The organism is Oleiagrimonas soli, from assembly GCF_000761445.1.
GTDB lineage: Bacteria > Pseudomonadota > Gammaproteobacteria > Xanthomonadales > Rhodanobacteraceae > Oleiagrimonas > Oleiagrimonas soli.
Map to the genome: position 1 here is coordinate 2,289,020 of NZ_KN196470.1, position 16,902 is coordinate 2,305,921.

Here is a 16,902-nt window from a genome sequence, read left to right on the forward strand (position 1 = left end):
TAGACTTCAAGCAGTAGAATTATCGTTGATGTCTCTCTTGTACGGGTCAGCCCAAGGAATGGCGATGAATGGACGAACAATCTCACGGCTGTTGTGGCTTGGGATTTTTTCCTTGGCTTTTTTGCCGGCCGTCAGTTGGGCCGACCCACCAGCGTGCCTGGACGACACTTGGATCGCGCCCGGGCAGCGCACAGTCACGCCAGCGGAAGTTACAGGTGCGCCGCAGCAGCACCTTGTCCTCAAGAACCATCATCCCAGCGACTCCTATTGGGATACCCCGAACCTGAGTAGCGGTTACCTCATCTCGGGAGACAAAGTGGATCTTGTCACCACCTGCGATGGCTACGCGTACGTGCGGTTTCACGGTCCCAGACGGGTATCGACAGGCTGGGTCAAAGCGGCCCGTATCAGGATCATAGGCCCATCGCACAGCACGCTGCCGCCGAATGCACCGGCGTTGTGCGAGGCAGCAGAAACCACGATGAACGATGGCGAGCCACTTGCGTCAGCCCACACGACCGACCTGAGCAACGAAGTGCTTGGTCGCGTTCATTTGGAAATGGACGGTAATAGCTATACACCACAGGCTGCACACATTCTGGTTGACGGTAGGCCATTGGTTGCCGTCGTAGTGGATTCGGGCGGAACCTCTCACGACTCTTCCGTCTATGTGCTCAGCGACGACCTCCGAACGCTACTATCCCCCTCCGACCGGGATGACCGAGATGCGGAAAACGCTGGTTCAGATTCCTGGAAATTCGGTACCAAAGAGGACGTAGTCATCGTCGACGGCCAGCCGATGGTGCTCAGTTGGGCGGCCGGCGAAGGCAAGTCGGAATTTTACTTGTCCCGTATCGATAGAGATGGCGACATCGTCCCTACCTGCCAGGGGCGGCGAGTAGCACTCAAACATCCGACGGTCAAAGGCAATAATGTCGATCAGGTTTGCAACGCAATCATTGCAGGCCAGCCGCTTCCCGCGCCCATGCATGCGCCGGCAGCAGGAGAATCGCTGGTGATGACCGACGTACCGCCTGATTATCAGGAAAGACCAGCGAGTAACGTACAAGGTTCGCTACCTGGGTTGTCCTTCCGCAATAACGCCCGGGCATCCGATGCCTCTTACACGTTGTATCGGACTGGGATGGTTGACCTGGACAACAGCGGCACATTACGCCACGTAGGCCTCGTATCCTTTGACGATGGCGGATCAACTGCAGGAGACGGCTCCTACCATCAAGAGAAGGTCTTCCCGATCTATCTTTCCAAGACTGGAGTAACCGACCTTTCCTCAGCAGCCAATCAAGAACTCGCAGATAGTCTGCCGACTGGCATGGAAGATGGCAGGCTCGTGACTCTTAGCGGTGCTACGTACCTTGAACTTTCCCCGAAAGATCAAGGGCCGCCCAGTGAAGCATGGAAGATCGACTCCAACGGTGCGCAACAGATCTGCGACTTCAAGATCAACCGAGAAGTCGTGCAACCGCTTTCACCATGAAGCATCGGCCACGCGTCACGCAGGAAGAAGAAACAAAACGGGACCAGGTTCACTTACAACCGTTTACATCGATGGAAGTAGAAGGCGACTTCTCCCGCTGTCTAGCCGTCCCTGGCTACAGCCGCAGCGTGCAGTCTGAAGCGCGCACTTTTGCCAAGGGCGGCATTTCCTAGACTGCACTGGGGTTTGCGAACATCAGGCAAAGGATTCCGAACCACTACTTCGACACACCACGCTGCATCCGTTGAAACCGGATCACCAGCGTCGCGATGACCACGCCCAGGCCGTGGCCGGCCACGGCGACGGTCCACCAGATGAGCGGCCATCGCATCACGAAGGAGCCCACGCCCAGGTTGATGCCCATGAACAGGATCACGCCGAAGACGTAGCTAGCGAGGTGGATCCAGAACGACAGGCGGAAAGCGGCCACGCCCTTTTCCGATTCCGCGAACCGCTGGTCCGCGGCCTGGGTGCCGGGGTCGACCGTCAGCGCCATGACATCGACGTTGAAGGCGGCCGCCAGCGCCATGACCGATTCGCGCGAGGCCTTGTCGCCGTTCTCGATCCGCTGCACGGTCCGCAGGCCGATACCGGCCGCTTCGGCCAGGTGTTCCTGCGACCAGCAGCGTTCCTCGCGCCAGCGTTTGATCTTTGCTCCATCCGGTTTGAACTGCATGCTCGGCTCCCCGACTCCGCTCGGTGTTCGATGGGGTCCTAGCCTGCCGGAATGCCTCCGGTTTGCAACGTCAGACGGGTGTCACGCGCCCGTCGGCGGACCGCCAGCACCGCGCCAGGCGGCTTGAAAGCCCGCGCCGGCGAGGCCCTCCGGAAACCATCAGGGCCTGCGACATCATGGGCATCGCGGCTGGCGGCCGCACAACCACCGGGACCGCACGACCGCAACCCCCGAGCGATGAAACCTCGGGCCACGGAACCCACGACGGCGATCACTCCATCGTGAAGGCTGGCGTCGAGGCGCTCTTCTTGCGCGTGCGTTCGCGCAGATGCTGGAAGGCCTCCGAATCGCAAAACGCGCGCATCGAAATCTGCGGCGCGGCGTCCAGCGCGTAGTCCGTGCGGCCGCTGGCGATCATGGCGGTCACGGCCTGCAGCACGGGATATTCGGGAACCATCTCCTCGACGAACAGGAACTGCCCGGCCTGGTTGACCTCCAGGAAATGGGCTTGCCCTTCGCGGTCGACGGCCAGGTCGATGCAGCCGAACACTAACCCGAGCCGCTTCATCAGCTCGCGCAGCTTGCGTTCGAGCTCGGCCGGCAAGATGACCGGCTCGACATGCAAGTCCGGATCCTTGCCGTGGCTGCGCCAGTCGACGTAGCCGCGATCGCGGCTCTTGCCCAGGCGCATGGCGAAGATGCGGTCGCCGATGAACGTCGCGCGGATGTCGCAGGATTTCTCGATGTAGCGTTGGTAGATGCCCGGGCACACAGCGAGCGCCTCGGGCGGCAGTTCGGTGTCGGCGTCGATCAGCGACACGCCGACGGCGTGCTGTTGTCCGCTCAGCGTGTCTTCCCAGAGATGGATCGAGAAGCTCTTGAAGATGATCCGTCCCCAGCGCCGGCGCAGCGCATCCACTTCGGCGGCGTCGGTGGTGACCACGGTCTCGGGGAACGTGAGTCCGATGTCGCGACACAGTTCCAACTGGACGAGCTTGCATTCCGCGCGCTGCGCCGCCGGCAGGCGGTTGATCCACAGCGCGTCGCCGTAGCTGGACGCCACGCTGAACACGTTGCGCTGGAACAATCGCCACTCCCACATAGCGAAGGGACGGTCGGCCTCGTCGCAGTGCGGTTCGGGGTCATGCAGGCGGCGATTCCACACCGCGCTGACCGGCTGGCCGTCGAGCGTTCCGTCGCGGAACCGCAGGCTGTCGTCGGCAAGCTTCATCGTGTAGTGCGGGCCGCGGTTGGCCAGCAGCGAGGGCAGCCACACCGGCCGCACGCCCTGCGACGGCAGCGCCCAGGCCACGGCGGCGGCGTGTGGATCGGCCTCGTCGGCCAACAGCAGTGCGCTATGCGTCATGTTCGTTTCCGTCCCTGGAAAAGCGACACGCCTCGACCCGCGAGGCGTGCAGCTTCGAGTGCAGGCGCACTCAGCCCATGATGCCCATTTCGGGTTCCGGGCGCGTGGGGTCGGTATTCATGCTCAGGAAGAGATCTTCCTTCTCCGGCGTGGCGGCGACTTCACGGGCCTTGAGGCGGGCGAAGGCGCGGGACGGCGGGACGTTCTGGTTGAACGAGGAAACATAGTTCTGCATGACAGCTACTCCTGTGGCTAGATCAGCAAAGGGGATGCCTTTCGTCCTTTCCGTGCGAAGTCCTTGTGACGAAAAGCAGGATCGATACTACGCCGGTGATTCGGCCCGCGCCAATGACCTCAATCACAGTTCGCGTGCGCTGCCTGCATGGCAGACGGCACCTTCGGCGCACGCGGCGACCGATTCACGCGCCACGCAGCGAGGGATTTGCTACCTTCGCAGCATCGTCCGACACGGAATCTCCGCCATGCGCCACGCCTTTCCGCTGCTGCTCGCCCTGCTCGGCCTGAGCCTGACCGCCGGTGTCCACGCCGACGGCAAGGACACGCCCTCGATCGCGTCCATCGTCAAGGCGGCGAAACCGTCCGAGTGGCGCTCGCTCGATCCCGCCAACACGCTGTACATGGACCTTCCCGACGGCCGCGTGGTGATCGAACTGGCGCCGTGGTGGTCGCCGGCGCATGTCGCCAACCTCAAGACCCTGGTGCGCGAGCACTACTTCGACCGCACCAGCGTCTACCGCGTGCAGGACAACTTCGTCGCGCAATGGGGCGATCCGGACAGCGACAACCCGAAGAAGGCCAAATCGATGGGCACGGCCAAGACCCATCTGCCGCCCGAGTACGACCGCGCCTACGATGCCTCGATGACCTTCACGCCCTTGCCCGACGGCGACGTGTACGCGTCGCAGGTCGGCTTTTCGCACGGTTTCCCGACCGCGCGCGATCCGAAGACGCACCGCACCTGGATCGCGCACTGCTACGGCACCGTCGGCGTGGCGCGCGACGTCGATCCGACCAGCGGCAACGGCAACACGCTGTACGCGGTGATCGGCGAGGCCCGCCGCATCGACCACAATCTGGCCGTGGCCGGACGCGTGATCCAGGGCATGCCGTTGCTGTCCAGTCTGCCGCGCGGCGACGACGCGAACATCGGCGTCTACGCCAAGCCGTCGCAGCGCACGCCGATCCTGCGCGTGCGCCTGGCCGCGGACGTGCCCGTCGCGCAGCGCGAACACCTGCAGGTGCTGCGCACCGACAGCCCGACGTTCGCCCGCATCGTCGACGCCAAGCGCCATCGCCACGACGCCTTCTACCGCGACCCGCCGGGTCACTTGTCGCTGTGTGGACTGGAGGTGCCGACGCGGGTCGACCCGGCGTTCGCGCACTAAGCGTGTAAGCGGATCGGCGCTTGGCCGGTCTGCTTGCGTGACGGACTCCAACACCGAGGTACTCCATGCGCTTCCGCACCCCGCTCGCTCTCCTGTTCGGCGCCTGCATCGCCCTGACCGGCCTGCTGCCGGCCGCCCGCGCCCAGGTACCGGCGCAGGCGCCCGCCTTCGCCGGCATCGACCACTGGATCAACAGCAAGCCGTTGACCATGCAGCAGTTGCGCGGCAAGGTCGTGCTGATCGATTTCTGGACCTATTCCTGCATCAACTGCCTGCGCACACTGCCGCACCTGAAGTCGTGGTGGGCCAAGTACAAGGACAAAGGCCTGGTCATCGTCGGCGTGCATTCGCCGGAGTTCGACTTCGAGAAGAACACCGCCAACGTCGAGGCGGCGGTGAAGAAGTACGGCATCGGCTGGCCGGTGGCGCAAGACAACGACATGGCTACCTGGAACGCCTGGAACAACCAGTACTGGCCCGCCGAATACCTGATCGACAAGAACGGCAAGGTGGTCATGCACCACTTCGGCGAAGGTCACTACATGGAGACCGAGAACGCCATCCGTCAGCTGCTCGGCCTGCCGGCGATGACGCGCGAGGACGTGGCCGCCGCCGACCTGTCGAAAATCGGCTCGCCGGAGATGTACCTGGGCAGCAACCGGGTGCGCAACATGGCCAACCCGATCCCGCCGCTGATGTTCAGCCACGACTACACCGCGCCGGCGCGCCTGCCGCTGAACAAGTACGCGCTCGAAGGCCGCTGGCGCATGAGCGGCGAGTACGCCGAGCTGACCGGCGACAAGGGCCAGATCCGGCTGCACTTCCAGTCCGGCAAGCTGCACATGGTGGCGTCCAGCAAGGACCCGGTGACGCTGTCGATCACCGTCGACGGCAAGAAGCAGCCGGACGTGACCGTGCACGGCAGCCGCCTGTACACGCTGTTCGACAGCAACGACTACCGCGATCACGTGATCACCATCGACGTGCCGACATCGGGCTTCCGCGCCTTCACCTTCACCTTCGGCTGAAGCACTCCGGACAAGGCATGACGACGACGCGCGGGCGACTTCACGCCCGCGCCGATTTGCTGCATCCTTGACGCCTTTTCACGCAAGGCGCGCACCGTGTCGTCGACCGCTCGCAAGGCCCACCTGCAGATTCACTTCTGCGTGCTGCTGTGGGGCTTCACCGCCATCCTCGGCAAGCTGATCACCCTGCCCGCGCTGCCGATGGTGTGGTGGCGCATGCTGGTGGTCGCGGTTGCGCTGCTGTTTTTTCCGCGCGTGTGGCGCGGCCTGCGCGCGATGCCGGCGCGGCTGATTGCCGCCTATGCGGGCATTGGCGTGCTGGTGTCGCTGCATTGGCTGACGTTCTATGGCGCCATCAAGCTGGCCAACGCCTCGGTCGGCGCGCTGTGCATCGCCATCGCGCCGATCTTCCTGGCGCTGATCGAACCGTGGGTCGCGCGGCGACGCTTCGATCCGCGCGAACTGCTGATGGGCATCGGCGTGGTGCCGGGCGTGGCGCTGGTGCTCGGCGGCATCCCGGACGGCATGCGCGCCGGACTGCTGATCGGCGTGCTGTCGGCGCTGTTCGTGGCCCTGTTCAGCGCCTTCAACAAGCGCATGGTCGAGCACGCCGACCCGCTCACCGTCACCTTCATCGAACTGGGCGCAGGCACCGCCTTCCTGACCCTGCTCGGACCGCTGCTGCCGCACACCGGCCCGATGCTGCCGCTGCCGCACCTGCACGACATCGTGCTGCTGCTGGTGCTGTCGCTGGGCTGCACGCTGCTGCCCTTCGCGCTGGCGCTGGGCGCGCTGCGCCATCTGAGCGCCTTCGCGGTGCAGATGACCACGAATCTGGAGCCGGTCTACGCCATCGTGCTGGCGATCCCGCTGCTCGGCGAGCAACGCGAACTCAACGGCCTGTTCTACCTCGGCGTGATCATCGTGCTGGCGACGGTGTTCCTGCATCCGTGGATCACCAAACAGCGGCCGAGCAAGCCACCCGGCGAAATCCTCGGCACCGCCGAAGCCAAGAATCTGGGCGACTAGCTCCGAAGCGCCACTGCTGAACGCCGCGCGCAGCGACCGATCGCGACGCGCATGCCCAGGGCTTGTCACGCGCGTAATTGCGATATATCTTAAGACTGTTACTTGCGATATATCGAGAAATGCCATGAGATTCCAACGCGCCTTTCATCATCACCGCTTCCACCCGTTCCACGACCAGATCCGGGCCTGTGCCGAAGACATGCGCGCAGCCGCCGGCCGACGGCACCGCCACAGTGGCGGTCGCGGGCCGGGCGGCGACGATTTCGATTTCGGCGGTTCCCACGGCGGACGCTTCGGCGGACGCGTGTTCGGCCACGGCGACCTGAAGCTGGTCCTGCTGACCCTGATCTCGGAACGGTCGTGTCACGGCTACGAACTGATCCGCATCATCGAGGACATGTTCGACGGCACCTACGCGCCCAGTCCCGGCGCGGTCTATCCGACCCTGACCCTGCTCGAGGAGATGGGCCTGGCGCACATCGACGAAAGCGACGAGAACGGGCGCAAGCGCTACGCCATCACCGACGAAGGCCGCGCGTTTCTTGCCGAGCACCGCACGCAGGTGGAGGCGGTGATGGAACGGATGCAGGAAACCGCGCGCGCGATGTCGCGGATGCGCTCACCGATGGACATCCGCCACGCCATGCGCGACATCAAGCATGCGCTGATGGCGCGCCGCGAACACTGGAGCGGGGGCGAGGCCGAACGCATTCTCGCCATCCTGAAGCGCGCGGCACGCGAAATCCGCGGCGACGAATGACGCCGCGAGGTCGCCGGACACGCGGCGGCGGTCATGCCATGCGAACGTTTCCGTCGAAACCCTTCAGCGAAAACGTTCGCGCGGCCGCCACTCGAGCCAGCCGATGGCGTCGTAAGCCGCAATGGCGTTGAACACGTTCTGCATGTCGGTGGCGGCCGCCGCCGCCACCTCGTGCAGGCGCATCCACTGCTGCAGCGCATAGCCGATGCGCGCCTGGGCGTCGAAATGCACGTCCAGATCCAGCGTGTTGCGCAGCCGGTAGCTGCCGCCGGGATCGAGATGCCGCGGCAACCAGCCATCGCCGCTGCGCAGCGCGACCAGCCACTTCAGGCGCAGGTACGGACGCGGCTCGCACAACGCGCGCCAGCGCTCCAGATCGCGCGTGGTCAAGCGACTGAAATCGGATTCGCGGAAATGCGCGGTGGCATAGGCTTCCGCCGAGGCCAGATCGCCGACGATCATGTAGACCGCGTTCTTCGGGTCCAGAATCAGCGGCTCGGCATCGCCCAGCACCACCTGGCTCGGCGCCATCAGCGCCTGCCCTTCCAGGTAATGCGTCAGCGGACGTCCGGGCGCGCCGGCATCGTCGCCGATGCGCAGGCCCGCGTCGTAGTTCGCCTGCACGCCGGTCAGGCGTTCGCGCTCATGGGACGAGCCGCGCGCGAACGGATCGCGCTCGCTGCTACGCGCCTGCGCGCGCGTGGACGAGCGGCCATTGGGCACCGACTGGATCAACGTAGTGTCCTCCAGACGGTAGGGCACGATCTTGTCCAGCGTGTGCTCGCCGCTGTCGCGCCGCAGAAACCGTTCCAGATCGACCGCCTCGGGAATGGCGTGATCGTGCTCGACGTGCTCGGCATGGCCCGGCAAGGCGTCGAAAAACTCCGGCGAACGCTCGTCGACCTTGGCGAAGTTGCGCTGAGCGTGCGTGATCGAGCCCAGCACGCGCACGACATCGTCGACGCCGAATCCGGCCGGTAGGAATTCGTCGCCGACATCGCCCGGCGCGCCCAGATTCACACAGCGCACGCCGCGACCGCGCGCGCGCAAGGCGGCGGCCTCGGCCTCCAGCGAACCGGGCACCAGAATCAGCAGATCGGCCTGTTCGCGTTCGCCCAGGCGCCAGTGCACCTTGAGGCGCTCGCTGGCCTCGCCAAGCAGCAGGCGAAGTCGCGCCCGCTCGAAACCGTTCAGACCGATGCAGGCCAGTACCCGTTCGTCCGTCACGCCTGATTCTCCATTGCCACGCCTCGATCCCAACACGTTTTCTCAGCTTACTCTAACGCGATTCGCGCCCATTCAAGCACTTTCGGCCGACCCCCGATTCAAGTCGATTCATGTAGGCTGAACCGACTCCTGCGGAGGACTGACCGTGACTTTCACCGCTGTCACCCCCACCGCCCCACTCGATGCATGGATCGCGTGCATCTGGGATGGCGATGCGCCACTGAGGCAGACGCCGCCGTTCCGGCTCGAACGCATCCTTCCGCAGCCGGGCGCCGCGCTGGTCATCAACCTGGCCGAGGACCAGACGCGCCTGTACGACGACGATGACGCACGCGCCTGTCATCGCCTCGGCGGCAGCGTGTGCAGCGGTCCGTATACTCACAGCTTCCTGATCGACAGTGCCGAGCAACTGCGCGTGATGGGCGTGGTCTTCCGTCCCGGCGGCGCCCTGCCGTTTCTGCGCGAACCGCTGCACCGGCTCAGCGATCGCGACATCGATCTGGAAGCCGTGGCCGGCGATGCCTGCCGGGGGCTGCGTCAACGACTGCTGGAAACGCCCACGGCCGCGCAACGCCTGACGCTGCTCGAACACTGGCTGCGCGGACGCATCGGCGACGCCCTGCCCTGCGCGCCGGCGGCGATCCGCCTTGCACTGGATCGCATGCACGCGGCGCCCGCCACGGCGCGCATCGGCGCCATCGTGCGCGACAGCGAGGTGTCGCAGAAACGCTTCGGCCGCCTGTTCCGCGAACACCTCGGCCTCGGCCCCAAGCGCTACGTGCGCCTGCTTCGCTTCCGCCGCCTGATCGACACCGCCCACGTCGCCGACGACATCGACTGGGCCGCGCTGGCCGCCGACTGTGGCTTCCACGATCAACCGCATCTAGTGCGCGAGTTCCGCGCCTTCGCCGGCATGACGCCCAGCGCGTATGCGACGCGACGCGGCCCGCATCTGAACCACGTCGCGGTGTAGCGGCGAAAATCTACAAGACGCACGCGCGCCGCATGCGCATCATGGCTCCGTGACCCACGGCAAGGAGATCCGCATGACAACCCCGAACGCAAGCACGTTGATGCCCTGTCTGCGCTACCGCGACGCGCGCGCCGCCATCGCCTGGCTCGGCAAGGCCTTCGGTTTCCGCGAACACGCAGTGCACGCCGACGACAACGACGGCATCGAGCACGCCGAACTGGTGCTGGGCCGCGGCATGGTGATGCTCGGTTCCGTGCGCGACAACGACTATGGCAGCCAGGTGCTGCAACCGGACGAAGCCAGCGGACGGAACACGCAGAGCATCTATGTGGTGGTTGCCGATTGCCGCGCGCACTACGAGCGCGCCTGCGCGGCGGGGGCCGAGATCGTGCTCGACTACGAGGAAAAGGACTACGGCGGCGCGGGCTATACCTGTCGCGATCCCGAAGGCCATCTGTGGTCGTTCGGCAGCTACGACCCCTGGGCCGCCTGAAAACCGGTCCGCCGCGCCCGCTTCGGCGCGGCGGACCGAGGAAACTCAGCCGTCCTTCTTGACCGGCTTCAGACGCAGGTCCTGGAAGTCGAAGCTGAAATCGGTCAACGGCGACACCGGCTTCATGCGCATTTCGCGCACGTGGCCGTCGGCGTCCAGCGCGAAGGTGACGAAGGCGTCGGCGTTCAGCGAACGGTCGCGCCAGTGCACGATGAAGGTGTCGTGCTGCCACGGTTTCAGGTCGCCCAGCAGCTGCTTGGTGTGGCTGAACTGCATCACCAGGTGCCCGCCTTCCACGCGCAGACCCACGTCGCCGTACCACGGATCGCGGTAGGTTCCGGCGTAGCCGGACAGCGGCAGCGACGGCTTGCTGTGCTTGTCGCGCGCGGCCTCGTGCTTCTTCCAGCTGTCGTCGGCCTTGGCCTCGGATTTGGCCTCGGCCTTGGCGTAGACCGCCGTCCAGTCGGTCTTCGGCGCGTGCATGTAGGCGTCGAGGATGCGGTACGTCACGGCCTGGAACGCCGCGCCGGACTGCTGGTTGGTCAGCACCACCATGCCCAGCTTCAGGTCCGGAATCATGGTCACGCGCGAGACGAAACCGGGCCAGCCGCCGGTGTGGTAGACCACCTTGTGACCGCGGAACTCGGACAGGTGCCAGCCCTCGCCGTAGCCCGCGTAGTCCGGCGCGATGGCCGCCAGTTCGGGAATCTCCGGCTTGCTCGGATGGATGGCCGTCTGCACCGACCACATCTCCTCGTGGCGCTTCTCGCTGAACAGCCGCTTGGGCGTGCCGTCCGCGTTCTCGCCGTACACGCCGCCGTCGAGCTGGGCGATGATCCACTTCGCCATGTCGTGCACGCTGGAGTAGATGCCGCCGGCGCCGGAGTTGTTGGCCCAGGCCAGCTTGGCCACCGGCTTCAGATCCTTGAAGTCGTACTTGGCGTAGCCGGTGGCGACGTCATGGTCGCTCGGCTGGATGTAGTGGTAGTTGAAGCGCGTGTCGTGCATGCCCAGCGGCTCGAAGAAGCGCGTCTTCAGGAAGTGACGATAGCTCTCGCCGGAGACATTCTCGATCACCAGCTCGGCCACGCCGAACAGAATGTTGTCGTAGAAGTAGCGCTCACGGAAACCGTTCTTGATCGGCACGTGCGCCAGATGCTGGATCACCTGCTTGGTGGTGTAGTCGGTGGTCGGCCAGTACAGCAGGTCGCCGGCGCCCAGGCTCAGGCCGCTGTGATGCGCCAGCAGATCGCGGATGCGCATCTCGTGCGTGATGTACGGGTCGGACATGCGAAACCACGGCAGGTGGTCGATCACGCGGTCGCCCATGTCGAGCTTGCCCTCGTCGGCCAGCATCGACAGCGACGCGGCGGTGAAGGCCTTGGTGTTGGAGGCGATGGCGAAGATCGTGTGCGCGTCGACCGGCTGGTCGGGCTGACCGTGCGTGCCATACGTGCGCACGCCGTAGCCCTGCGCCAGCACCACCTTGCCATCCTTGACGATGGCGACGGCGATGCCGGGCACGTCGAACTGCTTGCGCACGCCGTTGACGTAATCGGTGAAGTCGGAAAGCTGCGCCGGCAATGCGTTCGCGACAGCCGGCTTGGCCGCCGTGGATGCCTGTGCGGCATCGGTCGCCAGCGCGGGCGTGGCGGACAACGCCGAGCCCGCGGCCAGCGCCAGCACCATGAACAGACGACGAGTGATCGGATCGATGCGCATTGCGACTCCCTGAGGTTCCCGTTAGCTTTTCGAGTATGAATGTCCGCGGCCTTCGTGTCATGCCCACGATCGACACACCCGCGCACATGCCATTCGCTCCCCGCAAAGGAGTCCCCATGCGACCTGAACGACTGCCCTGGTGGCGGCAGGCGCCGATCAACCGCCGCGCCTACGCCTGGGAAAAGAAGCAGCAGAACCCGACCCTCGGCGAATGGTGGCACGGCGCCGCCATCTACCAGATCATGCCGTGGAGCTACCGCGACTCCGACGACGACGGCCGCGGCGACCTCAACGGCATCATCCAGAGTCTGGACTACATCACCTCGCTGGGCGTCGACGCCATCTGGCTGATGCCGCTGTATCCATCCGGCGACGTCGATGCCGGCTACGACGTCAAGGACATGCGCGCCATCGACCACAGCCTGGGTTCGATGGACGACTTCGACCGCCTCGTGCGCCTGACCCACCAGCGCGGCCTGCGCGTGATGCTGGATATGGTGTGGAGCCACACCTCCGACCAGCACCCGTGGTTCCGCGAAAGCCGCAGCGGCCGTCGCAACAACCGCGCCGACTGGTACATCTGGGCCGATCCGGCCGCGGACGGCGGGCCGCCGAACAACTGGCCGGCGGTGTTCAACGGCGAATCCGGCTGGCACTTCGCGCCGGAGCGCGAGCAGTACTACTTCACCAACTTCTTCCCCGGCCAGCCGGCGCTGAACTGGCACAACCCGGACGTGCGCGCCGCCATCCTGGACATCGCGCGCTTCTGGCTCGACCGCGGCATCGACGGCATGCGCCTGGACGCGGTGAACTTCTACGCGCAGGACCCGCAACTGCGCGACAACCCGCCGCGCGGCGACGACGACCCCATGCCCGACGGCTTCCAGGATGCCAACAAGGCCACGCGGCAGAAGCTGGTCAACAGCTTCAACCGTCCCGAGACGCTGGCATACCTCAAACCGCTGCGCGATCTGGTCGACACCTACCCCGGCGTGGCCCTGCTGGGCGAAGTGGTGATGTGCGAGGACAGCATCACCGAGGCCGCCAAGTACACCCGCAACGGCACCCTGCTGCACATGGCCTATCACGCCGGCCTGCTGTTCGACGAACGCATGACCGCCGCGCGTATGCGCGCCGTGGTGCGCAAGACGCTGGACACCTTCGGCCCGACCGGCAGCTGCTGGATCGTCGGCAACCACGACTTCGGCCGCATGAGTTCACGCTGGGGCGGCGACCGCTTCCCCTACCCGCACGGCTTCCGCCGCACCGTCGCCGCGCTGCTGCTGTCGCTGCCCGGTGCGCTGTGCCTGTGGCAGGGCGACGAGCTGGGTCTGCCCGAGGCGCGCGTGCCCGACGACATTCCCCGGGACCGTCTGCGCGATCCGCTGGCCGAGACCAACGGCCGCGGCCGCGACGGCGCGCGCACGCCGATGCCGTGGAACGACCATTCGCGCCACTGCGGCTTTTCGCGCTGTGAGCAGCCGTGGCTGCCGATCCCGCGCGCGCACCGCGTGCTCAACGTGGCGCGCCAGCAGCATGATCCGGCGTCGCTGCTCAACGACTGGCGCTCGCTGCTGAACTGGCACACCGCGCAACCGGCCATGCGCGCAGGCAAGACCGAACTGATCGACGCCGACGAACCCTGGCTGGCGCTGCGCCGCAGCTATGCCGAGCAGACGCTGTTGTGTCTGTTCAACCTCAGCGACGACAGCGCCGAGATCGACCTGAGCATGCACAGCGATCCACACCCCGTTCAGGGGCTGGGCTTCGACGTCGAACATCTGCCGGACCGGTGCTTTCGCGTGCCCGCCTGGGGCGCACTGATCGTCGACGTCAGCGCCGACCACGGCGCCACGCATGCCGCGCCGTATAAGGACGAGCAGGCACCTGACACAGGCGACTGACGGATCCGCCGTTCCGCATCGGCCGCCACCCAGACATGCCCGCAAATGCCCCGCTCGGTCGTGCCGAAGGTCTTCCCGCACGCGGATCGCATGCTTCGATCCTCATCCCGGCGCAAGCCGGGATCGGAGGTCTCTTGCCTGCGGTTGAAAGCAAGTCGCCAGATTCCTGCTTCCGCAGAAAGCATGTGGATGAGCAGCAACCTGATACAGGCGATGGATGCACAAACCGTGCGGCATCGGTGGCACCCGAGACATCCCCCGCAGACGCATACCGCAGGCACTTCCGCCTTCGGCGCCGAAGGCCTTGCCGGCATGTCCTACCGAAGACCTTCCCGCACGCGGATCGCACGCTTCGGTCGTCATCCCGGCGCAAGCCGGAATCCCGTGTCTCTCGCTTTTCGACGACTGGCAAGTCGTCGGGTTCCTGCGTCCGCGCAAAGGACGTCCGCGATAGGCAACCGCAAGCTTTCTCAAGACGTGCACGGCAGTGCCTGCATCCACACGCTGCTTCGAGACAACGCGCAACATCCAGGTTCGCGCATGCAACCGCTGCGGCGACCTTTTTGCCAAACACCCAGGGCGACGTGCTCCACCGGGCCGTCGTCGGTCTAAGGCAACATGGCGTCCGGATGACCACTCGGATCTCTCCGACCAGACGCGAATGCTCCGTGCGAAAACGCGTGCGTCGCCATGCACGCGCATCTGCCCCATCGGCATGACCCGGGATTCCGGATGCGCAGCGCCGACCGGCACTCCGGCCGGCGCTGTGGCCCGTCAGTGCAGCGTGAAGGTGTCGTTGGCGCGGTTGCCGTCGGGAATGACGTGATCGGGGTCGATGGTGGCCGACTTCACCGCCTTGTCGCCCGCCACCAGCACGTCGAAGCTGTGGTGCTGCTGCCAGGTCGCCGTCGGGATGCGCACGTCCGCATGCGTGCCGTCGACGTAGTTCACGCGCAGGGTCGCCGGCATCACCAGACGATCGAGGTTGGCGACCGTCACCTTGGCGCCATGCGACGGCTTGCCGTCGACGTAGCTGACGCCGGTCACGGCCATGTCCAGCGACCAGTTGTGCTTGTACCAGCCGTTCCAGAACCACGACAGGTCCTCGCCGCCGGCACTGTCCATCGCGCGGAAGAAGTCCGACGGCGTCGGATGCTTGAACGCCCAGGCATGCACGAAGCGGCGGAACGCGACGTCGAAGCGCTCGGGACCGAGAATCTCCTCGCGCAGCAGGTTCAGTCCCAGCGCCGACTTGAAGTAGGTCACCGGGTGACGGTACTTCTCGCGGATCATGTCCGGCTTGGTCAGGATCGGCGGCGCATCGGCATCGTGCAGCACCGACTGGATTTCCTCGACCGGATTGGTACAGCCCGGCGCGTATTCGGCGTCGCACTTGGGCGCGTACTTGCCGCCCTGGTAATCCAGCGCGGCACGCATGTCGACGTAAGTGTTGAAACCTTCGTCCATCCACGCGGCGCGGCGCTCGTCGAAGCCGACGATCATCGGGAACCAGAAGTGACCGACCTCGTGCGTGGTCAGGCCGAACAGCGGTTTGCCGCCGGTCTGCCACCAGTCGAAGGCGATGCCCGGATATTCCATGCCGCCGACCTTGCCGGCCTCGGCGATGGCGTTGGGCCACGGGTATTCCAGCCAGCGTTTGGAGAAGTATTCGATGGTGTGCTTCACGAACTGCGTGGAATCCTGCCAGTGGCCCTTGCCGCTCAGGCTCTCGACCGGATACACCGACATCGCCATCGCATGCTTCCCGCTGGGCAAGTCGATGCGCGCCGCGTCCCACACGTAGGCCGCCGACGCGCCGAAGGCGACATCGCGGGTGTCGTGCATGCGGAAGTGCCAGGTCTTGGTGCCCTTCGGCTGCGGACCGCGCGCGGCGGCCTCGACTTCGGCCGGCGTGCGGATCATCACCGTCGCTTCGCTGCCGCGCGCCTTGGCCAGACGCTCGCGCTGGGTCTTGCTCAGCACCTGGTCCGGATTTACCAGCTCGCCGGAGCCGGCCACGATCATGTTCGCCGGCACGGTGACGCGATAGTCGATGTCGCCGTATTCCAGATAGAACTCGTTGTTGAGGTACGGCAGGGTGTCCCAGCCGCGCAGGTCGTCGTACACGGCCATGCGCGGGAACCACTGCGCGATCTCGTAGACGTCGCCGTTCTTGGTCGCGTACCAGTCGGTGCGGCCGCCGAAGCGGCCCGGCACGGTGTAGCTGTAGACGATGCGCAGGCGCAGCTGGCCGTCCTTCGGCTTCAGCGCCTGCGGCAGGTCGATGCGCATGCGGGTGTCGCTGATCTGGTAGTGCACCGGCTTGAACGTCTTGCCCTGCGCGACCTCGACCGCCTTCAGACGATAGCCGTCGGTATGGCTGGCGGCATCCGGTTCCTTGTCGCCGGAGAAGTTGCCGCGCGCGTCGGTGCGGTAGCGGTTCTGGTCCAGTTGCAGCCACAGCATGTGCAGCGTGTCGGGGCTGTGGTTGGTGTAGGTGATGACCTCGCTGGCGCTGAGCTCCTTCTTCGCCGGGTCCAGCGTGGCGGAGATGGCGTAGTCGGCACGGTTCTGCCAGTAGTCCGGGCCCGGCACGCCGCTGGCCGAGCGGTAGCGGTTGACCGGGTACTGGTAGGCGAACGGCGCGAAAGTCTGCAGCGGGTTGAAGCGCGAGTGCGCCGGCGTGGCGGTCGTGTCCGCGGCATGCGCGGCGCCCGCGAGCAACACGGCGCAGGCCGTGAACGCGGAAAGCATGGGGAGTCGTTGCATCGTTTTTGCCCTGGGGAAAGCAAGAAGGCGCCGACGACACGCGTCGGCGCC

At 65.7% G+C, this 16,902-nt stretch carries 14 protein-coding genes; 8 read left to right on the forward strand and 6 right to left on the reverse strand.

All coding sequences use genetic code 11. From position 1 onward, the window contains the following. Positions 1-64 precede the first annotated feature (64 nt). Positions 65-1,498, forward strand: a complete 1,434-nt coding sequence (locus LF63_RS15890; RefSeq protein WP_152569309.1) for a hypothetical protein — start codon at positions 65-67, stop codon at positions 1,496-1,498. A gap of 217 nt (positions 1,499-1,715) precedes the next feature. Here the strand turns inward: LF63_RS15890 and LF63_RS10150 are convergent, their stop codons facing one another. From LF63_RS10150 to LF63_RS15970, 3 genes are all read right to left on the reverse strand, one after another. Continuing rightward, positions 1,716-2,174 carry an XRE family transcriptional regulator gene (locus tag LF63_RS10150; RefSeq protein WP_043101522.1) on the reverse strand — a complete coding sequence of 153 codons (459 nt, stop codon included), beginning with the start codon at positions 2,172-2,174 and terminating at the stop codon, positions 1,716-1,718. Positions 2,175-2,445: 271 nt separating this feature from the next. Then, positions 2,446-3,540 carry an ATP-grasp domain-containing protein gene (locus LF63_RS10155; protein ID WP_043101524.1) on the reverse strand — a complete coding sequence of 365 codons (1,095 nt, stop codon included), beginning with the start codon at positions 3,538-3,540 and terminating at the stop codon, positions 2,446-2,448. A 70-nt stretch (positions 3,541-3,610) separates the two neighbouring features. Next, positions 3,611-3,775, reverse strand: a complete 165-nt coding sequence (locus LF63_RS15970) for a hypothetical protein (RefSeq protein WP_154662673.1) — start codon at positions 3,773-3,775, stop codon at positions 3,611-3,613. Positions 3,776-4,022: 247 nt separating this feature from the next. On the opposite strand from LF63_RS15970, the gene LF63_RS10160 reads away from it, so the two are divergent. The 4 genes from LF63_RS10160 to LF63_RS10175 all read left to right on the forward strand — a co-directional run bounded on the left by LF63_RS10160 (position 4,023) and on the right by LF63_RS10175 (position 7,763). Continuing rightward, complete coding sequence (locus tag LF63_RS10160; protein ID WP_052394936.1) at positions 4,023-4,946, forward strand: peptidylprolyl isomerase; 924 nt, start codon at positions 4,023-4,025, stop codon at positions 4,944-4,946. Between the two features lie 65 nt (positions 4,947-5,011). Beyond that, the gene (locus tag LF63_RS10165; RefSeq protein ID WP_052394937.1) at positions 5,012-5,974 is read left to right on the forward strand and encodes a thioredoxin family protein; all 963 of its coding nucleotides are present in this window, start codon (positions 5,012-5,014) and stop codon (positions 5,972-5,974) included. Between the two features lie 96 nt (positions 5,975-6,070). Further along, on the forward strand, positions 6,071-7,003 hold the full coding sequence (locus LF63_RS10170; protein ID WP_043101525.1) for a DMT family transporter: 933 nt from the start codon (positions 6,071-6,073) through the stop codon (positions 7,001-7,003). 124 nt (positions 7,004-7,127) lie between these two features. Beyond that, positions 7,128-7,763: a PadR family transcriptional regulator gene (locus LF63_RS10175; RefSeq protein WP_052394939.1), complete on the forward strand. Its 636-nt coding sequence runs from the start codon at positions 7,128-7,130 to the stop codon at positions 7,761-7,763. Positions 7,764-7,826: 63 nt separating this feature from the next. Here LF63_RS10175 and LF63_RS10180 read toward each other — a convergent pair whose 3' ends face one another. Continuing rightward, on the reverse strand, positions 7,827-8,990 hold the full coding sequence (locus LF63_RS10180; protein WP_043101527.1) for a hypothetical protein: 1,164 nt from the start codon (positions 8,988-8,990) through the stop codon (positions 7,827-7,829). Positions 8,991-9,135: 145 nt separating this feature from the next. Here LF63_RS10180 and LF63_RS10185 point away from each other — a divergent pair, with 145 nt between their 5' ends. After that, complete coding sequence (locus LF63_RS10185; protein ID WP_043101529.1) at positions 9,136-9,963, forward strand: DUF6597 domain-containing transcriptional factor; 828 nt, start codon at positions 9,136-9,138, stop codon at positions 9,961-9,963. A gap of 73 nt (positions 9,964-10,036) precedes the next feature. Continuing rightward, positions 10,037-10,456 carry a VOC family protein gene (locus LF63_RS10190; protein ID WP_043101531.1) on the forward strand — a complete coding sequence of 140 codons (420 nt, stop codon included), beginning with the start codon at positions 10,037-10,039 and terminating at the stop codon, positions 10,454-10,456. 45 nt (positions 10,457-10,501) lie between these two features. On the opposite strand, the gene LF63_RS10195 is transcribed toward LF63_RS10190, so the two are convergent. After that, complete coding sequence (locus LF63_RS10195; RefSeq protein ID WP_043101534.1) at positions 10,502-12,178, reverse strand: serine hydrolase; 1,677 nt, start codon at positions 12,176-12,178, stop codon at positions 10,502-10,504. Positions 12,179-12,294: 116 nt separating this feature from the next. On the opposite strand from LF63_RS10195, the gene LF63_RS10200 reads away from it, so the two are divergent. After that, entirely contained in the window at positions 12,295-14,082 is a 1,788-nt protein-coding gene (locus LF63_RS10200; RefSeq protein ID WP_052394940.1) for an alpha-amylase family glycosyl hydrolase, read from the forward strand. Positions 14,083-14,856: 774 nt separating this feature from the next. On the opposite strand, the gene LF63_RS10205 is transcribed toward LF63_RS10200, so the two are convergent. After that, positions 14,857-16,836, reverse strand: coding sequence for a M1 family metallopeptidase (locus tag LF63_RS10205; protein ID WP_235205305.1), 1,980 nt, complete (start codon positions 16,834-16,836; stop codon positions 14,857-14,859). Between the last annotated feature and the right edge of the window lie 66 nt (positions 16,837-16,902).